Annotated in this window: 15 protein-coding genes; 8 read left to right on the forward strand and 7 right to left on the reverse strand. The window is 38.3% G+C overall.

The annotated features are described in order from the left end of the window. Positions 1–29 precede the first annotated feature (29 nt). The 3 genes from HII17_RS05125 to HII17_RS05135 are packed head-to-tail and all read left to right on the forward strand — an operon-like array spanning position 30 to position 4,448. Positions 30–3,707, forward strand: coding sequence for a pilus assembly protein (locus HII17_RS05125; protein ID WP_169074291.1), 3,678 nt, complete (start codon positions 30–32; stop codon positions 3,705–3,707). Next, positions 3,707–4,126 (forward strand): type IV pilin protein, encoded by a 420-nt coding sequence (locus HII17_RS05130; RefSeq protein ID WP_169074292.1) that lies wholly within the window; start codon positions 3,707–3,709, stop codon positions 4,124–4,126. Before HII17_RS05125 ends, HII17_RS05130 begins: the two co-directional genes overlap by 1 nt. Before the next feature lies 1 nt (position 4,127). Further along, positions 4,128–4,448: a TapY2 family type IVa secretion system protein gene (locus HII17_RS05135; protein WP_169074293.1), complete on the forward strand. Its 321-nt coding sequence runs from the start codon at positions 4,128–4,130 to the stop codon at positions 4,446–4,448. 84 nt (positions 4,449–4,532) lie between these two features. On the opposite strand, the gene HII17_RS05140 is transcribed toward HII17_RS05135, so the two are convergent. The 3 genes from HII17_RS05140 to nadE form a co-directional block, all read right to left on the reverse strand. Beyond that, entirely contained in the window at positions 4,533–5,114 is a 582-nt protein-coding gene (locus HII17_RS05140; protein ID WP_169074923.1) for a GspH/FimT family pseudopilin, read from the reverse strand. 90 nt (positions 5,115–5,204) lie between these two features. Continuing rightward, positions 5,205–5,762, reverse strand: a complete 558-nt coding sequence (locus HII17_RS05145) for a GspH/FimT family pseudopilin (protein WP_169074294.1) — start codon at positions 5,760–5,762, stop codon at positions 5,205–5,207. Positions 5,763–5,848: 86 nt separating this feature from the next. Further along, positions 5,849–6,682 (reverse strand): ammonia-dependent NAD(+) synthetase, encoded by an 834-nt coding sequence (gene nadE, locus HII17_RS05150; RefSeq protein ID WP_169074295.1) that lies wholly within the window; start codon positions 6,680–6,682, stop codon positions 5,849–5,851. Between the two features lie 185 nt (positions 6,683–6,867). Here nadE and glnB point away from each other — a divergent pair, with 185 nt between their 5' ends. Next, positions 6,868–7,206 carry a nitrogen regulatory protein P-II gene (gene glnB, locus HII17_RS05155; RefSeq protein ID WP_169074296.1) on the forward strand — a complete coding sequence of 113 codons (339 nt, stop codon included), beginning with the start codon at positions 6,868–6,870 and terminating at the stop codon, positions 7,204–7,206. Here the strand turns inward: glnB and HII17_RS05160 are convergent. Then, positions 7,199–8,119 (reverse strand): ketopantoate reductase family protein, encoded by a 921-nt coding sequence (locus HII17_RS05160; protein WP_169074297.1) that lies wholly within the window; start codon positions 8,117–8,119, stop codon positions 7,199–7,201. The genes glnB and HII17_RS05160 overlap by 8 nt on opposite strands. After that, a complete protein-coding gene (locus HII17_RS05165) occupies positions 8,116–8,472 on the reverse strand; it encodes a VanZ family protein (protein WP_169074298.1) in 357 nt (118 codons plus the stop codon). Before HII17_RS05165 ends, HII17_RS05160 begins: the two co-directional genes overlap by 4 nt. A 126-nt stretch (positions 8,473–8,598) precedes the next feature. Between HII17_RS05165 and HII17_RS05170 the strand changes: the two genes are divergently transcribed. Beyond that, on the forward strand, positions 8,599–9,081 hold the full coding sequence (locus HII17_RS05170) for a YajQ family cyclic di-GMP-binding protein (RefSeq protein ID WP_169074299.1): 483 nt from the start codon (positions 8,599–8,601) through the stop codon (positions 9,079–9,081). A gap of 183 nt (positions 9,082–9,264) precedes the next feature. Beyond that, positions 9,265–10,614 carry a sodium-dependent transporter gene (locus HII17_RS05175; protein ID WP_169074300.1) on the forward strand — a complete coding sequence of 450 codons (1,350 nt, stop codon included), beginning with the start codon at positions 9,265–9,267 and terminating at the stop codon, positions 10,612–10,614. 75 nt (positions 10,615–10,689) lie between these two features. Here the strand turns inward: HII17_RS05175 and HII17_RS05180 are convergent, their stop codons facing one another. Both HII17_RS05180 and HII17_RS05185 read right to left on the reverse strand, forming a co-directional pair. Next, the gene (locus HII17_RS05180) at positions 10,690–11,376 is read right to left on the reverse strand and encodes a TIGR01621 family pseudouridine synthase (protein WP_169074301.1); all 687 of its coding nucleotides are present in this window, start codon (positions 11,374–11,376) and stop codon (positions 10,690–10,692) included. Further along, positions 11,376–12,734: a Na+/H+ antiporter NhaC family protein gene (locus HII17_RS05185; protein ID WP_169074302.1), complete on the reverse strand. Its 1,359-nt coding sequence runs from the start codon at positions 12,732–12,734 to the stop codon at positions 11,376–11,378. The genes HII17_RS05180 and HII17_RS05185 overlap by 1 nt, the downstream gene beginning before the upstream one ends. 189 nt (positions 12,735–12,923) lie before the next feature. On the opposite strand from HII17_RS05185, the gene gshA reads away from it, so the two are divergent. Together gshA and HII17_RS05195 are read left to right on the forward strand one after the other, a co-directional pair. Further along, on the forward strand, positions 12,924–14,495 hold the full coding sequence (gene gshA, locus HII17_RS05190; protein WP_169074303.1) for a glutamate--cysteine ligase: 1,572 nt from the start codon (positions 12,924–12,926) through the stop codon (positions 14,493–14,495). Between the two features lie 642 nt (positions 14,496–15,137). Continuing rightward, positions 15,138–15,758, forward strand: coding sequence for a transglycosylase SLT domain-containing protein (locus HII17_RS05195; RefSeq protein ID WP_169074304.1), 621 nt, complete (start codon positions 15,138–15,140; stop codon positions 15,756–15,758). Positions 15,759–15,817: the final 59 nt, after the last annotated feature.

Here is a 15,817-nt window from a genome sequence, read left to right on the forward strand (position 1 = left end):
CTAGCTGTCGAGTTGTTTAGGGGAAGATTATGAGAAAATTGATTTTAACCAGTTTGTTGACGTTTATGACAACATACGCAGTCAGTGATGATACTGAATTGTATATAAGTGAGTCGATTACAACAGCCGCAGGCTCTAAAAAAGTTCTAATTATTTTTGATAATTCCGGCAGTATGGGAACGCTTCATGACGTTAAGGAAGGTTACGATTCTAGTACTACTTATGATCCCGTTAAAGGGCTGACATCTTTTTCAGATAAGTTTATTTATTTTACTAAAGGTGGCGTAGATGCAGCTAGTGTTCCTGTACCAGATAGCCCTAGTGAAGCGCGTCGATTTTTAGATGATATCAATAATTGTGCTACGGCAAGGCATTTACTCGAAACTCAAGGTTTTTATACCGGACAAATTCGCGAATATACCCAAAAGGGTAATACAGGCACCTGGGCTGAAATTCCAGATAATAATGGCGCTAATGTTGAAATTGTAGACTGTCAAGATGACGTAAAGCTTATACCAGAAACCTTTACTGATAATGATGGAAATCCGATAGTGCCGGCAATAGACTCGTCGATAAATAAAGGACTTGATCCCAATACGGGGACAACTTTTGATAGCCAAGGTACCAAACATCAAGGTTATCCTGTAGACGGTAGTAGTGACAAGAAGGATCCTACTTACTTTGGTACAAAAGCTGAATCTGAAGCTAGTGTTGATTGGTCAGGCGCATTAGTGACCTTATATACCGACAATTATTTACGTTGGTATCATAATGATGATATTCCCAATAAAAGTGAAACTCGTTTAGAAACTGCTCAGCAGAGTATCACTAGTGTAATTAATGGTACCCCGAACGTTGATTTTGGTATTGAGATCTTTAATTATAATAAAGGTGATGGTGCAAATGACTCTAATGGTGGTCGAATTGTCGCAGCCATCAATGAGATGGATCTCGACAATAAAGCTACTTTGCTCGATATTGTCAATAACAAGTTAACGACTTCTACATGGACACCTCTTTGCGAATCACTTTTTGAAGCCTCTCGTTATTTTGCTGGTGATTCGGTTGACTTTGGTGATGATGATAAAAACCAAGGGGGGAGTTATAAAGCAAACGAACCTCCAATGGACGCCGCCGCTGCAACGTCAAGTGTTTATAATACTCCGTTCGGTGGTTGTTCAGATTTAGTTCACGTTATTTTAATTACTGACGGTGAGCCTACTAATGATCATGGTGCTGATACGAAAATTAAAGCATTAACAAGCATAGAGCACAAAGAAGTAGGTGGTGAACTTCAATATGATGGTGATGGTAATCCGATTATGGAGACTCATACCTTTAGTGGTTCAGCGTACAATGACGATGGAAGCGGCAGTTATATGCCAGCGCTAGCTGAGTGGATGAATACTCGTGATGTTAACCCTAATATTGATGGCATACAGAGAGTCTCGATTTCAACTGTTGGTTTTAGTACAGGCGCAGCAGCAGCAGCAGGGCTATTAGAAGAAACGGCTGAATTAGGTGGCGGATCATTCTATTTTGCTGAATCAGGATTAGACCTTACTAACGCTTTGTTAGAAGACTTAAGAAAATTACCTATTACCAACCAAACGTTAACCTCAGCCTCCGTTGCAGCTAATAACTTTGACCGTACGCAAACACTAAATTCTGTTTACTATGCGATGTTCACTCCTCAATCAGGGCCGCGTTGGCAGGGAAACCTTAAAAAATACAAAGTAGCTAATGAGAAACAATATGGAAGTAATGGTAAAGCTGCGATAGATGAAGATTCAGGACACTTTTCCAAAACAGTAAAAAGCTATTGGTCTTCAACTGTAGACGGTAACAAGGTTGCAGAAGGTGGTGTAGCTGAAATGCTTGAAGCTAAAAGTAATCGAACTCTTTATTCTGATACTGGTGCTTCAAGTAGTTTTGAGACATTTAATCAAACCAATATTGAAAGTTTCTATGGGGGAAAAACAGAGGCTGCCACTGCATTAGGTGTTAACGAAGATGATTTAGCCGACTACATCAATTGGGCAATTGGTACAGACGTTGATGATGAAGATAATGATGATTCAGTAACCGATAAGCGCGGTGATATATTTGCCGACCCTCTACATTCTAAACCGCTAGTCGTGAACTATGGTGGTTCAGATGAAAATAATCAGGATGTTCGAATAGTGATAGGAACAAATGGCGGTGCGCTTCATATGTTCCAAGATAAAGGCAATACAGTAGACGAAAACTGGGCATTTATGCCGAATGAGTTTTTTGAATTAATTGCACCGCTAAGAAATAATGCTAGTGGTGGTAGCAAACTATACGGCATAGATGGTCAAATAACTGCATTCTTAGATGACAAGGCGGGAGATGGCACTATAGGTTCTGGCGATCGTGCATGGATATTCTTTGGTTTGCGAAGAGGCGGAACATCATATTATGCCATTGATATTTCTTCACCTTCTTCTCCTAAACTAATGTGGAAAATTGACTCTAGTACTTCAGGTTTTGGCGAGCTTGGTCAATCTTGGTCTAAGCCAAAAGTTATTTATAGCGAATTAAATTTATCCGGTGGCAGCGCTAAACCGACGCTATTATTTGGTGGTGGTTACGATACCAATAAAGACTCTAAAAGTGTCGGTACAGACGATTCACTTGGTCGAGCTGTTTATATGGTTGATGCTGAAACAGGAACGCTGGTTTGGAGCTTAGCACCATCTAGTGCCACAACAACGTTTACTGGCACCGATAGTATACCTTCATCAATAGGTTCTCTTGATAGCAATGCTGACGGCTTAACAGACCGTTTGTATTTTGGTGATACGGGTGGTGATGTTTGGCGTGTTGATATGCCATCTGAAAAAACAGATGATATTTCAGTTTTTAAATTAGCTGAACTTGGTGGCACAACAAATGCTGATGATAGAAGATTTTTCTATGAGCCATCTATTGTTAGAACTTTTATTTCTGAAACCATTGAAACGACCTATAAAGATGAGTTTGGAAACGATAAAAAGCAATATGAGCAGCAAGAACAACCATATGACGCATTATTGATTAGCTCGGGTGATAGAACCAACCCGTTAGGCACAGACACTAATGATAAGTTGTTTATGATCAAGGATGAAAATATAACAACGGATACATTTTCTGATAGTGAAGAGCCATTTAAACCGACAGCAATAACATTATCAGGCTTATATGACTATACCGATGACCCTTTTGGTGGTTATACACCGCCATTGTCAGCATCGGAGCAGGCTGAATTAGATGCGCTTTCTCTTGCCGTAAGCAAGAAATCTGGTTGGTATATCGATTTAACTCAGTCTGGCGAAAAAGGAACTGCTTCAGCACTAGCAATTAATGGTGTAGCTTATTTCACATCGTTTACTCCGCCAGACTTGTCTAATGTTGATAATGTATGTGTTGTACCAAGTGGTAGTGGTTGGCTTTATGCTGTGGATTTAGCGCTAGGTACTAAAATCTATAATTGGGCCGCAGAAGATGCTGATAATCGCAGCGACAGAATTGCTTATATTAGTGAGCAATTCTTAGGTGCACCAACATTGATTGTAACCGATGATGGTGATGCAGATACTGATGATGATGCTAAAGGCAATATAATTGTTGGCCGAAAAATTATGCCAGTAGGCTTTAGCTTAAAAACTATGCGCACCTATATGTATACCACTGAGGATCAGTAATGAAGGTTTCAAAAAAATTAACTAAGGGCTTTACGTTAATAGAGCTGTTGATTGCTGTTGCAATAGTCGGCATTTTAGCAGCGGTTGCTTATCCTGCTTATACCGATAGCGTTGCTCGTTCAAACCGTTCTGAAGGGCAGCGAGAATTACTGAGAATAGCAAATTTAGAAGAGCAATATTATTTGGATAATAGAACTTATACAACCGACATGACGGAGTTAGGGTTGGATAAAAGCCCATTCATTACGGAAAATAAGAACTACTCTATTAGCGCTACAATTAGTGATGGTGGCAATGCATTTACTTTAACTGCTACGGCTCAAAATTCTCAAGCTGCTAATGATGCAAGTTGTAAAAAGCTATTTGTGACCGATACTGGTGAGAAAACTGCAACTAGTACTGACTGCTGGGAGAATTAATATGTTAAAGCAAACGTTGAATATTGTTGGAATTATACTAACTATGACGAGTTTATCGTCATTTGCAGCAAAAAATATAGATAGTGACAAAGTATCGGTGAAATGCTTTGTCGACTTATATGGCGGTTCGCAAACAATTACTGGCGCCGTGGTAAAATCTAAACAAATAGGTAAATTAGCTAATAAACTGGTAAATAATAAAATATTTGTACCAGGGCATTCTAGAAAACAACAGATTTATAAAGTACATGAATGTGTTTTGTCGAGTGGTGAATTTAAAAGCGCATTAGCTAAAAAAGTTGACGAGGCTACACCTAAATAGTTTTCTTCTGTCTAAAAAAAAGGCCAATTGTTTAATGCAATTGGCCTTTTTTATTTAAACTAGGTCTACTAAATTAAAATGCTTTTATGAACAAGAAACTTCGTCACCTGCTCTTGTTTCATCTTTACCATCATTATCCGTATCTGAAGTGGTCGCTACGCGTCCTGATGCAGTTATCACGAGCCCACGATTTAAGTCCGCCCCCTCTGAGGGGCAAAAGCCAATCAACCCTGATGTGGCACTTATCATTTGACCTGTTGCGCCATAAACTATATTTGTTGCGGCAAAGGTCAATTTGTCGCCATCTCTAACAGCATCTTTTACTGTTATTAATCGTTCGTTTACCGCGTCATATGCAGTATTTGCAGCGGTATTGGTAAAAACTGATATTTGACCTGTCCAATCATTCCCACAGGTATTATCAGCCTTGAGAGGGCAGACAGTTACATTACTTTCAGTATTAATCGCAGCGTTTCGTGCTGTTAGTAATAATCTATTAACTTCAGATATTTGATTATCTACCCTCATTTGGGTGTTGAAATCATTTAACGCAGGTACGCCAATAGTGATGACTATAGCAACAATAGCTATGCCCACCATTAGTTCGATTAAGGTAAATCCTTTATTCAAATAATATTGGAACCGGGAGGAAAGATGATTAGCCATACTACTTACCTGTGCAAAAAATCCATTCGTCCTTTATTTATAACATTATCAATTATTGGTAGCTAGCAGATATTGTGTTTTGTACGATTTTTATTCACAGTCAAGTGGCTTACCTGATCTATTTTCTTCTATTCCGTCTAAGTTGCTATCTGTCGATAAATAAAACCTACCGGAAATGGCGAGAATAATTCCACGAGCAAGCTCATATTTATTAGTTGGGCAATAACGAAATGTTCCATTACTTAAACCACTTAAGTTACCTGTCGGCGCATAAGTGACTTTATCTCTAAATTTTGCGTATAAGAGTTTATCACCATGTGAAATACCTTCTTTGGTAAGAATAAGCCGCTCACTAATACTATCGAATTGCTGATTATCGTTTAGATCGATGAAAATACTTAACTCGCTATTCCAATCCCCATTACAAATGGTGCCGCCCTCCAACGGGCAAAGAATGGTATTGCTGCCGGAATTTATTGCGTTATTACGCGTAACTAGCAGTAAACGTTGTAGTTGATGAATTTCGTTGTCGACTCGCATTTTGATAATGAAGTCTTGATAACTTGGCAGGGCAAATATTAATAGAGCACTGACTATGCTCAGTGAAACCATCAGCTCTAGTAGTGTCAATCCTTGACTATTTCGCATAATAAATCCTTTATTAGCTACTAAACAAAATTCCTTTTGTCTTATATATAGTAGCTAATAAAATATTTTGCAAAATAGTAGTAAAACTAATCGTAGATAGTAGGAATAGTTAAACGCTTATGCTGTGTTCTAGTGTAAATATCGATGATAGAATTTTTAACATGGTCAGGCACTTCTTTACCTTCGAGAAAATCATCGAGCTGATCGTAACTTAAGCCAAGTGCATCTTCATCTTTCTTGCCGGGGTCCAAATCCTCTAAATCGGCAGTAGGCGCTTTTTCAACTAGAATAGCAGGTGCTCCTAAATGTTTAGCTAACTGTCGAACTTGGCGCTTTGATAATCCAAATAAAGGTACAAGATCACATGCCCCATCGCCCCATTTTGTGAAAAAGCCGGTAATGTTTTCCGCTGAATGATCTGTGCCAATCACTAGGCCGCCTAATATTCCTGCAATATGGTACTGTGACACCATGCGAGCACGAGCTTTTACATTACCTTTAGAAAAATCGATACGATGTTCATCTGCATGTAGTAATTTAGCATTATCAAGTGCAGTTAATGTCTCTTGATGGACACCATCAACACCTGGTTTTACATTGGTAGTGACAATATGGCTTGGTTTGATAAAAGATAGCGCTTGTTGTGCGTCTTCTTCATCTGCTTGGATACCATAGGGCAATCTTACCGCGATAAATTGATACTCATTGGTATTGTGCTCGCTATTTAATTCGTTAACAGCAAGTTGAGCCAAACGACCACAAGTTGATGAATCTACACCGCCGCTAATGCCAAGTACTAAGTGCTTTAATGAAGAACCTTTTAGTTGTTTTTTTATGAATTCGACACGCCTTTTAACTTCAAATTCTACATCTATTTCCGGCAATACTTTCATCTCATCAATGATTGCTTGCTGATCCATTTGTTTTCCTATTTTACTCTGGCATTAAATTGTTCGTAGTGTACCAAAAAGGACTAGGGAAAGGGGAGACGATTTATAAATGAAAAAAATTCACATATAGCTGATATAAAGCATTTAGCTTTATGTATTTTCCTTTTAGAATGAATGGGTAATTGATTTAAAGTATAAGCATATAGGAATTGCTGATGAAAAAAATTGAAGCGATTATTAAACCCTTTAAGTTAGACGATGTAAGAGAAGCTCTTGGTGAGTTGGGCATTACAGGTATGACGGTACAAGAAGTTAAAGGTTTTGGACGTCAAAAAGGGCACACTGAACTATACCGCGGCGCCGAATACATGGTGGATTTTTTGCCTAAGGTAAAAGTTGAAATTGTTGTTGCGAAAGAAGATGCAGAGCGATGTGTTGAGTCTATTATTGAATCTGCACATACGGGAAAAATTGGTGATGGAAAGATATTCGTTACTGATGTTGAACGTGTTATTCGAATTCGAACGGGCGAAGAAGACGAAGCTGCTATTTAATTAATGCCTTAACTTTCGTTGTTAAATGCTGATTTACAGGTGCATTAAGGTTATGTTGCTGAGCTAGCTTAGCAATATAGCCGTTTATATTATCTACTTCGGTCTCGCGGTTTGCCAGAATGTCGGAAAGCATAGAAGAGCTATTCAGCTGGGTACTTTTCGCTACCTTTAATGCTGTGTCTATGATGTCTTTTGCAGAGAGTTTAATATTTTCTTTTTTTGCAACTTCAGATACTTCGCTGGCAATTTCTTTAATCAAAGGTTGATACTTTTGATTTATAACATCACCATTTTGTATGTTATTAATCGCTGTTATTGGGTTTATTACACAATTTATCGCCAACTTGAACCATTGTTTTTCAACTATATCTTCGTGCCAGTAAAGCTTAGGAAACGCTTGATTTAGCGTTTTAAACCAAGGTGGTGGGTTACTAAGTATGGAGTTACTAGAGCCGATATCGCAGTGACCTATTCCAGTATGAATAGCATGTTGTTTTGTTGTACGGTAACTACCGTGGGTAGTTAGCAAAGTAAAAATATTTTTTTTATCTAAAGTACTATCCAGCCTATTAATGATACCCATTCCATTATGACAAAGGACAATTGCCGTATTTTTTGAAATTAACGTACTTAATTTTCTGAGTTGTTCGACGATATGTATTGATTTTAAACAAACTAAAATTAAATCGGCACTAACGATATCGCTTTCTAGAGCGAGGTTACAACGATAGCTATAACTTAATCCATTTGCGTTAGTGAACGTTAATTGCTGTGACTGTGCAGTAGAGGTTTTTGTGGTTTTTAATAGCGATAATTTGATATGTGGAGATTTATTTAGGTAATAACTCCACAGAGAGCCAATAGCACCTTGGCCAACTACAACGACTTGAAGGGGAATTGGCATGTTATTCATAGCTGTGTTGGCTTTTTCCCATACACAATCCAAACCGACTTCAATAAAGCAAACAATAGAATACCTACTATGTCGGCGACAAAATCTTTTACTTCGCCATTTCTAAAGCCTAAGTAGTACTGACCAACTTCACTAAGCCCTGCATATATTATTAAAGCGAATACTAGCGGTGTCATGGATAATTTAACAAAACTGCTAAGTATCCAGGTGAGAATAAAAAAGCCAATGCAATGGCCAATAGTATCAACTTGTGTGTTTTTAAATATGGTATCTCTAATTTCTGGAGAAATAGATAAAGCCAATACAAAAATTATCAACATTGAGAAAAAGAGAATATGGTGAAGGTTTTTCAAAGGTCTGCCAGTATTTATATTTAGAGCCTGGATAATAGCATGAAGCCCAAAATAAAAAACGCTGGTTTCACTAGAATTAAAGGAATATTTTGATAATATGGCTGGAAATTTTTATGAGAGAAAGCCATGCCTTCATTTGATATTGTTTCAGAAATAAATTTAGAAGAAGTACGTAACGCGGTAGAAAATTCAACGCGCGAATTGAGTACTCGATTTGATTTTCGCGGTGTTGAAGCAAGCTTCGAGTGGAAGTCCCCGGCAGTTTCAGTAAAAGCTGAAGGTGATTTTCAAGTTAAGCAAATGGTCGATATATTAAGAAATCAATTGGTTAAGCGAAAGATCGACCCAAGATCTATGCAAATCTCTGACCCAGAGTTTTCGGGTAAAAATTGCATGCAGCGAGTTACTTTCCAAGAAGGGATTGAAAAAGATGTTGCTAAGAAAGTCGTGAAACTCATTAAAGACAGTAAAGCAAAAGTTCAAGCGGCAATACAAGGCGAGCAAGTTCGTGTAACAGGTAAAAAACGTGACGATTTGCAGTCTGTAATGCAGCTGGTAAGGGAAGCTGAATTTGAACAGCCTTTCCAATTTAATAATTTTCGCGATTAAGCTGGTAACCGATAAAACGAGCCTTGGGCTCGTTTTTTCTATCTAGCTGTAATTATTAAAGTAATTAATAGTTTACAGTTCATGCCAATTAAATTCATACATTACTCACCGTAAAGTGCTTGTCTTTATCATAAGACATTAAGTAAATTATGGCGTTTATATAATAATAAAAGTTGAAAATTCATGGGTGTTTCAAGAGGCGAGTTTAGCTCGCGCATAGGCTTTATAATGGCTGCGGCAGGTTCTGCCGTAGGTCTAGGAAATATATGGGGCTTTCCTACGCAAACGGCTAGCAATGGTGGCGCAGCGTTTGTTTTAGTTTATTTAGTGCTAGCGTTTTGTCTAGCTTACCCTGCATTTATGGCTGAAATTCTAATCGGTCGCTATGGTCAAGCGAATGCCGTGACCTCAATGCAAAAAATGTCACGTAGCATATTTCAAAAACGCTTTGCTTTTGTTGTTGGTTTCGGCGGCATTATTTGTGCCGCACTTATTTTAAGTTTTTATGGCATTTTAGCTGGCTGGATGATGTCATTCGCAGTTGAGCCAATCGCACTCTTCATGGGCGCAGAAAATGTTGCTGAATGGGTCGTTGGCAGCACAGTAGGTCGAAATGTGTTGTTTACTTCAATCTTCATGTTATTGACGGTTTTTATTATTCGAAGTGGCGTTGAAAACGGCATTGAAAAATGGTCTAAACGCTTAATGCCAATGATGATTGGCTTGCTAATCTTACTTATTGTTTATGTAATGACGCTCGAAGGTGCTGCACAAGGTCTTAATGCCTATCTAAACCCTGATATTAGTCGAGTATTAGAGCCTGACTTGTTATTAAGTGCACTTGGGCAAGCATTCTTTTCTTTGTCACTAGGTACTTCTGTAATGGTGATTTACGGCTCATATATTTCTAAACAAGAAAATATGGTAACGATTGGGGCGCAGGTGACGCTAATCGACGTATCTATCGCCTTTTTAGCGGGCTTACTAATCATTCCATCTATGTACGTAGCTCAAGCACAAGGTGTACAAATATTTGCTGATGATGGTAGTTTAATTGCTGGCCCTGCATTGGTATTTACAGTGTTACCAAGTCTATTCGAAGGCATGGGAACATTAGGCTTGTTTGTTGGTTTAGCCTTTTTCGTATTAATGTCAGTTGCGGCATTAACATCTTCTATTTCTATGTTAGAAGGTCCTGTTTCATATTTGGTTGAACGTCATGAAATAGAGCGTAAAACCGCGACTACTTGGACAGGAATCGGTATCTTGGCAATTAGCTTTGTTATTATTTTTAACATTAGTTTTATGTTGGATTTCGTTGCGACGTTAGCAACAGAATACGGCCAGCCTATTATCGCTATGTTGTGTTGTGTTTTTGCTGGTTGGATTTGGCAACGTAACAGTTTGTTGGAAGAAATTAAGCTTGGGTATGAAGAAGCAGAATCTAGTTTATTCTGGAAAATTTGGCCTTGGTACATCAAGGTTGTTTGTCCAGTAGCTATTGCAGCCGTGTTTATTCACAGCCTTTTATAACCAACTGACTATAAATTAAGAATTAAAAAGCCAGTCTAATGACTGGCTTTTTAATGTTGGCGTAGCAATAATTCACTAGATTTTAGGCCAAGGGTGCTGCCATGGTTTTGTTATAGAACTTAGCCAGTGTTGGCATAGTTCGTCAGTGAATCGGGCACCTTGATTAGGAGCTAAACTGTAGTCAAATAATCTATCATTTAATGTAAAGCGTAATGCGTAGGCATGTAAATAACCTCGATCACTTTTTGACTTACCGTACAACTCATCGCCTAAGATGGGAGCACCTATACTTGCTAAAGCAACTCTAATTTGATGAGTTTTTCCACTATGCGGTTTTAAGAGAAAACCTCGGATACTTGGCGCTAAACTATATGAATGAAATTGTGTGATCGCAGGGTTGTTTTGACTTCTTAACAGCTTCCACATGCCACGTCGACTTTTAGTCATGTCGCCTTTGATTAATCCTTGCTTTTTTTTAGGCTTACAATCGCTAATTGCGATGTAATATTTTTCTACTTGATGATGACTGAATAACTGCTGAAATAGCTTAGCTGATTCTGCCGTTCTTGCAAAAATCATAAGGCCCGACGTCAATTTGTCGAGCCGATGAACGGGATATAAATCGGTTATACTTAACTCTTCTTTTATTTTTGAAAATAGGCCACTACCAATGTTCCCTTCATCATGGAAGTTAACATTGGCGTATTTGTTGATAATTAAAAACTCTTCTTGTTTATCAATCAACTCAAAGCAATCATTCATTAGAAACTTAAGCCAATAAATATATAGAGCACAAGAGTAATAATTGCCCCTATAAGCGCATAAGGTAACTGAGTTTTAACGTGTTCATAATGATCGCAGCCACTCGCGATAGAAGCGACAACCGTGGTATCTGAAATAGGCGATGCATGATCACCAAACACGCCACCACCTAACACTGCAGCAACTAAAAATGATATTGGTAAGCCAGTTTCTAGTGCAATTGGTACTGCTATCGGCACCAATATAGCAAATGTACCCCAGGAGGTACCGGTAGCAAATGCCATAATGGCTGCTACGATAAATATAATCGGGGCAATAAGAAATAGCGGTACTTGAATATTCATTAATTCACTGACATAAGCCCCTGTACCTAACGCTTTAATAGCGTCACCAAAGGCAAACGAAAGTACCAAAATAATCACTGCTGGTGCCATATAACCTAGACCATTAACAAATGTTTTGGCAATTTCCTTTACGGTCAATAACCGATAATAGCTAATCATGGTAATAACTAAAGCAGTCGCGGTAACGATTGCCAAGAATACTGAGAATGAGCCAGAGCCGCGTCTCATATCGCCATCACCTGTGATAAATAAAAGTGACAAAGTAATCGCAAGTAATGAAATTAATGGTATCCACATAACTCTAGCAGGCCCGAGTTTATTATCTGTGTCTTGGTTGCTCAGTTCGACTTTGCTTTCAGCGTTAGCCATTGGACCAAACACCTTGCCAGAATATGCCGTGTAATAAGCTAAAGCCACCGCAACTATTGCATAAAAATTATAGGTGACAGTGCCGATAAGCACACCAACAGGGTCGTCAAACGAAAAGCCATCAAGTAATCCTAGAACGTAGGCGCCCCAGCCGTTAATTAAGAAGAGAATACTCACAGGCGCACAGGTTGAATCGATTAAGTAGGCTAGCTTTGCGCGGCTAATTCTGTGTTGGTCAAATAGTTGTTGGCTTGCCATACCTGCAGTGAACATACTTAAGTTAGTATCGGTAAATATACTAGTGCCGATAACTGTTGGTAACATGCTGGCCTGCCGTTTACTTTTAACCAAGTTCAGGTTTGCTAAATGCAAAATAAAGCCATTTACTGCACCAGATTCACTTAACAGTTTGACCATGGCTCCAATAAGTAAACTAAATGAAATAATATATAGATTGCCAGTCGACGAAAAAACGTCAGCGAAACCTGCAATTGTTCCCATAGCACCGTCAATAGGTTGCCAATTGGCCACCATGACATGGCTTAGTATCACACCACAGAGTAGTGCAATTAAGGCATTTTTTCGCCAAATGGCTATGATAATGGCAACCAGAGGAGGAAGTAAGCTTAATGGTGTATCGTGCATATCTTATTCTTTTTATTTATGGAAACAGGGAAGAGCCCTTAATCCCGCTATTTTGGCACTGTCTTGGTAAAATCGCTACTAAGTTTTTTGTTACTTATTTAACTGATTAAATGCTAGCGCATTGAATTTTCATCCATTACCCTTACATAGTTAACAAATCATAAAAAAACGCTATGCGGCGGAGCTATTTTGACTACAACTTTAACTGATTATTTGACAGCCCTTTCAGCTCCAGAAAATTTATCGGCTGTTTCAGGTATAAAACGCGGTATTGAAAGAGAGGCGTTACGTGTCGTCAAGGAAGGGCGTTTGTCGGATATGCCACATCGTCAAAACTTAGGCTCTGCACTTACTCATCCATTTATTACGACGGATTACTCTGAAACCTTATTAGAGTTTATTACGCCCGTAGAAGCTGATGCGGAAACTACACTCGCACAGTTAAAGGATATCCAACGATATACTTATGAGCATATCGAAGGTGAGCTTTTATGGCCGCTAAGTATGCCTTGCTTTGTTGATGATGATGACAAGATTCCATTGGCGCAATACGGTAGCTCTAACATTGGAAAGATGAAAACGGTTTACCGTCAAGGTTTAAAAAATCGTTATGGCAGTATGATGCAAGTGATCGCTGGGATTCATTTCAATTTTTCTTTTTCAGAATCATTTTGGAAGACTATTCAACAAATAGACGGTGACACAAGAGATTTGCAAACCTTTATTTCTGAACGTTATTTTGCGTTGATTAGAAATTACAAAAGATTATGTTGGATGATCCCGTACTTGTATGGAAGTTCACCTGTTATTTGCGGGTCATTTTTACAAAATAAACCGCAGCAGTTGCCTTTTAAGCGTTCAGAAAATGGCTATTTATACTTAGAGTACGCAACATCACTTCGGATGAGTGACTTAGGTTATACGAATAGTGCCCAATCATCTTTAAACATTTGTTATAACGATCTAGACAGTTACGTTACTGGAGTTAAGGAAGCTATATCACTGGTATCAGATGAATTTGAAAATATTGGCGTTAAAGTTGATGGCCAATATCGACAGCTTAACGGTAATGTACTGCAAATTGAAAATGAACTTTATGCACCTATTCGTCCTAAGCGAGTGGCAAACTCAGGCGAAAAGCCTTCTGAAGCATTAAAAGAACGCGGTGTAGAATATATTGAAGTAAGAGCATTGGATGTAAACCCTTTTTCAGATACTGGCATTAGTTTGCAGCAAGTTCGTTTCTTGGATGTGTTTCTTACTTATTGTGCATTAGCGCCAAGCGCAGCCATGACTGCTGAATTGCAAAAGCGCTATGAACATAATATGGATGAAGTTGTATTACGTGGCAGGGATCCTGAATTAAGACTAAATGATGACAATCAATGTAAGTCGCTAGTGGAGTGGGGAACCGAATTGTTTACAGAGTTTGAACAAGTTGCACAGTTATTAGACACAGCGTATCACTCAGAGCATTATACGCAAGCGACATCGATTGAACTTGAAAAAGTAAAAAATAGTAGCTTAACGCCGTCGGCGAAAATTATCGCTTTGGTTGTAGAACAAAATGTTAAATTTGCCGAGCTGGCATTAGAACTGGCCGAGCAATATCGTAATGAGCAGCTTTCAATCGACTATCAAAACTTTAGTTACGAACAGTTAACTAACGCTGCAGTGAAATCACATGAGGATCAAAAAGCGATAGAACAGGCTGACGAGTTAGATTTTGATAGCTTTTTGGCAAACTACTTTGCGCATTAAGATATATCGGCAGAAGTTACAGACAAAAAAAAGCGCGTTAGGGCAACGCGCTACTAAAATCACGAAAGCAGTCCAGGGAGGTTTTGCTCTCAATAGTTAAGACTGCGCTTTTGTTAAATAGTTCAAAAAATGTTCAATAATATTTCAATAAAATTTAATGTTTCTTAAAACCTTTTGTGAATCAAAACCTTCCAAAAATATTTTGATTAATTCTTTTCGTAATTTTCAGGCAAAAAAAACGCGCTTATCATAAGCGCGTATAAATTTCATGAAACACTAAGGGAAATATAAGTCTCTCAATAACTCAGACTCATGTGTTTTAATTTAGTTCAAAAAATATTCAAAAATAAATTTGAGGTAAAAAAAAGCGCGTTATTAAAACGCGCAGAATATAAACATGAAACACTAAGGGAGTAAGCCTCTCATTAAGTAAGAGTCAACAAATCTTAATAAGTTCAAATTAATTTAAAAAAGATAAAAAAAACGCGCCTTAATAAGGCGCGAACTATAAATAAAGGGAAAATATAACAAAAGTCTCTCGTTTAGTAAGAGCATCACCTTCCTAGAAAGTTCATAAAATTTGAGATTTTTTTTCAATGCTCTGGCATGATAACGACAATCACGTTAATACCTTATGAATAAATGCGTAAAACAAAGCTATTTTTTTCTAGCATTATTGCTGTTCTATTATTAACTAGCTGTGCTACTCCGCCGCCTAAAAATCCAGAGAATGTTTGTGAAATATTTCGAGAGCATCGTGACTGGTATTTCGCTGCAAAGGATGCCCGTGAACGGTGGGGCGTACCAATTCATGTGCCAATGAGTATGATGTATCAGGAAAGTTCATTTAGAGCAGATGCATTGCCTCCTAGAGACTATTTATTAGGTTTTATTCCATGGGGCAGAGTGAGTAGTGCGTACGGTTACTCACAAGCTAAGACTATGACGTGGGATGATTATGTGCGCGAAACAGGTAACTCTTGGGCTGATCGTGACGAGTTTGAAGACGCGATTGATTTTATGGGCTGGTTTATATTCAAAACGCAAAAGCTCAATAAAATTTCTAAATGGGATGCGTACAATCAATATTTGAATTACCACGAAGGTTGGGGCGGCTTTAAACGTAAAACTTATAAAAAGAAAGCTTGGTTAGTAAAAGTCGCTAGAAAGGTCGACAATCGAGCAAAGCGTTATTCTAGTCAGCTAAAAAGCTGCGAGGCAGATTTAAATAAAAGTTGGTTATGGCGGCTGTTTTTTGACTAAAAAGGCCGACAGCTCTTTTTAAATATCGTAATCAAAGCAACGCGGAGTTTATCTTTATG

It is taken from the genome of Thalassotalea algicola, assembly GCF_012932965.1.
In the GTDB taxonomy this organism is placed as follows: domain Bacteria; phylum Pseudomonadota; class Gammaproteobacteria; order Enterobacterales; family Alteromonadaceae; genus Thalassotalea_F; species Thalassotalea_F algicola.

What these genes read in the sequence shown, in the direction of transcription:
- HII17_RS05170 (WP_169074299.1), top strand. Translation starts at nt 8,599, where the DNA reads ATGCCTTCATTTGATATTGTTTCAGAAATAAATTTAGAAGAAGTACGT.
- HII17_RS05195 (WP_169074304.1), top strand. Translation starts at nt 15,138, where the DNA reads ATGCGTAAAACAAAGCTATTTTTTTCTAGCATTATTGCTGTTCTATTA.
- HII17_RS05130 (WP_169074292.1), top strand. Translation starts at nt 3,707, where the DNA reads ATGAAGGTTTCAAAAAAATTAACTAAGGGCTTTACGTTAATAGAGCTG.
- glnB (WP_169074296.1), top strand. Translation starts at nt 6,868, where the DNA reads ATGAAAAAAATTGAAGCGATTATTAAACCCTTTAAGTTAGACGATGTA.
- nadE (WP_169074295.1), bottom strand. Translation starts at nt 6,682, where the DNA reads ATGGATCAGCAAGCAATCATTGATGAGATGAAAGTATTGCCGGAAATA.
- HII17_RS05175 (WP_169074300.1), top strand. Translation starts at nt 9,265, where the DNA reads ATGGGTGTTTCAAGAGGCGAGTTTAGCTCGCGCATAGGCTTTATAATG.
- HII17_RS05125 (WP_169074291.1), top strand. Translation starts at nt 30, where the DNA reads ATGAGAAAATTGATTTTAACCAGTTTGTTGACGTTTATGACAACATAC.
- HII17_RS05135 (WP_169074293.1), top strand. Translation starts at nt 4,128, where the DNA reads ATGTTAAAGCAAACGTTGAATATTGTTGGAATTATACTAACTATGACG.
- HII17_RS05185 (WP_169074302.1), bottom strand. Translation starts at nt 12,734, where the DNA reads ATGCACGATACACCATTAAGCTTACTTCCTCCTCTGGTTGCCATTATC.
- HII17_RS05180 (WP_169074301.1), bottom strand. Translation starts at nt 11,376, where the DNA reads ATGAATGATTGCTTTGAGTTGATTGATAAACAAGAAGAGTTTTTAATT.
- HII17_RS05145 (WP_169074294.1), bottom strand. Translation starts at nt 5,762, where the DNA reads ATGCGAAATAGTCAAGGATTGACACTACTAGAGCTGATGGTTTCACTG.
- HII17_RS05140 (WP_169074923.1), bottom strand. Translation starts at nt 5,114, where the DNA reads ATGGCTAATCATCTTTCCTCCCGGTTCCAATATTATTTGAATAAAGGA.
- HII17_RS05160 (WP_169074297.1), bottom strand. Translation starts at nt 8,119, where the DNA reads ATGAATAACATGCCAATTCCCCTTCAAGTCGTTGTAGTTGGCCAAGGT.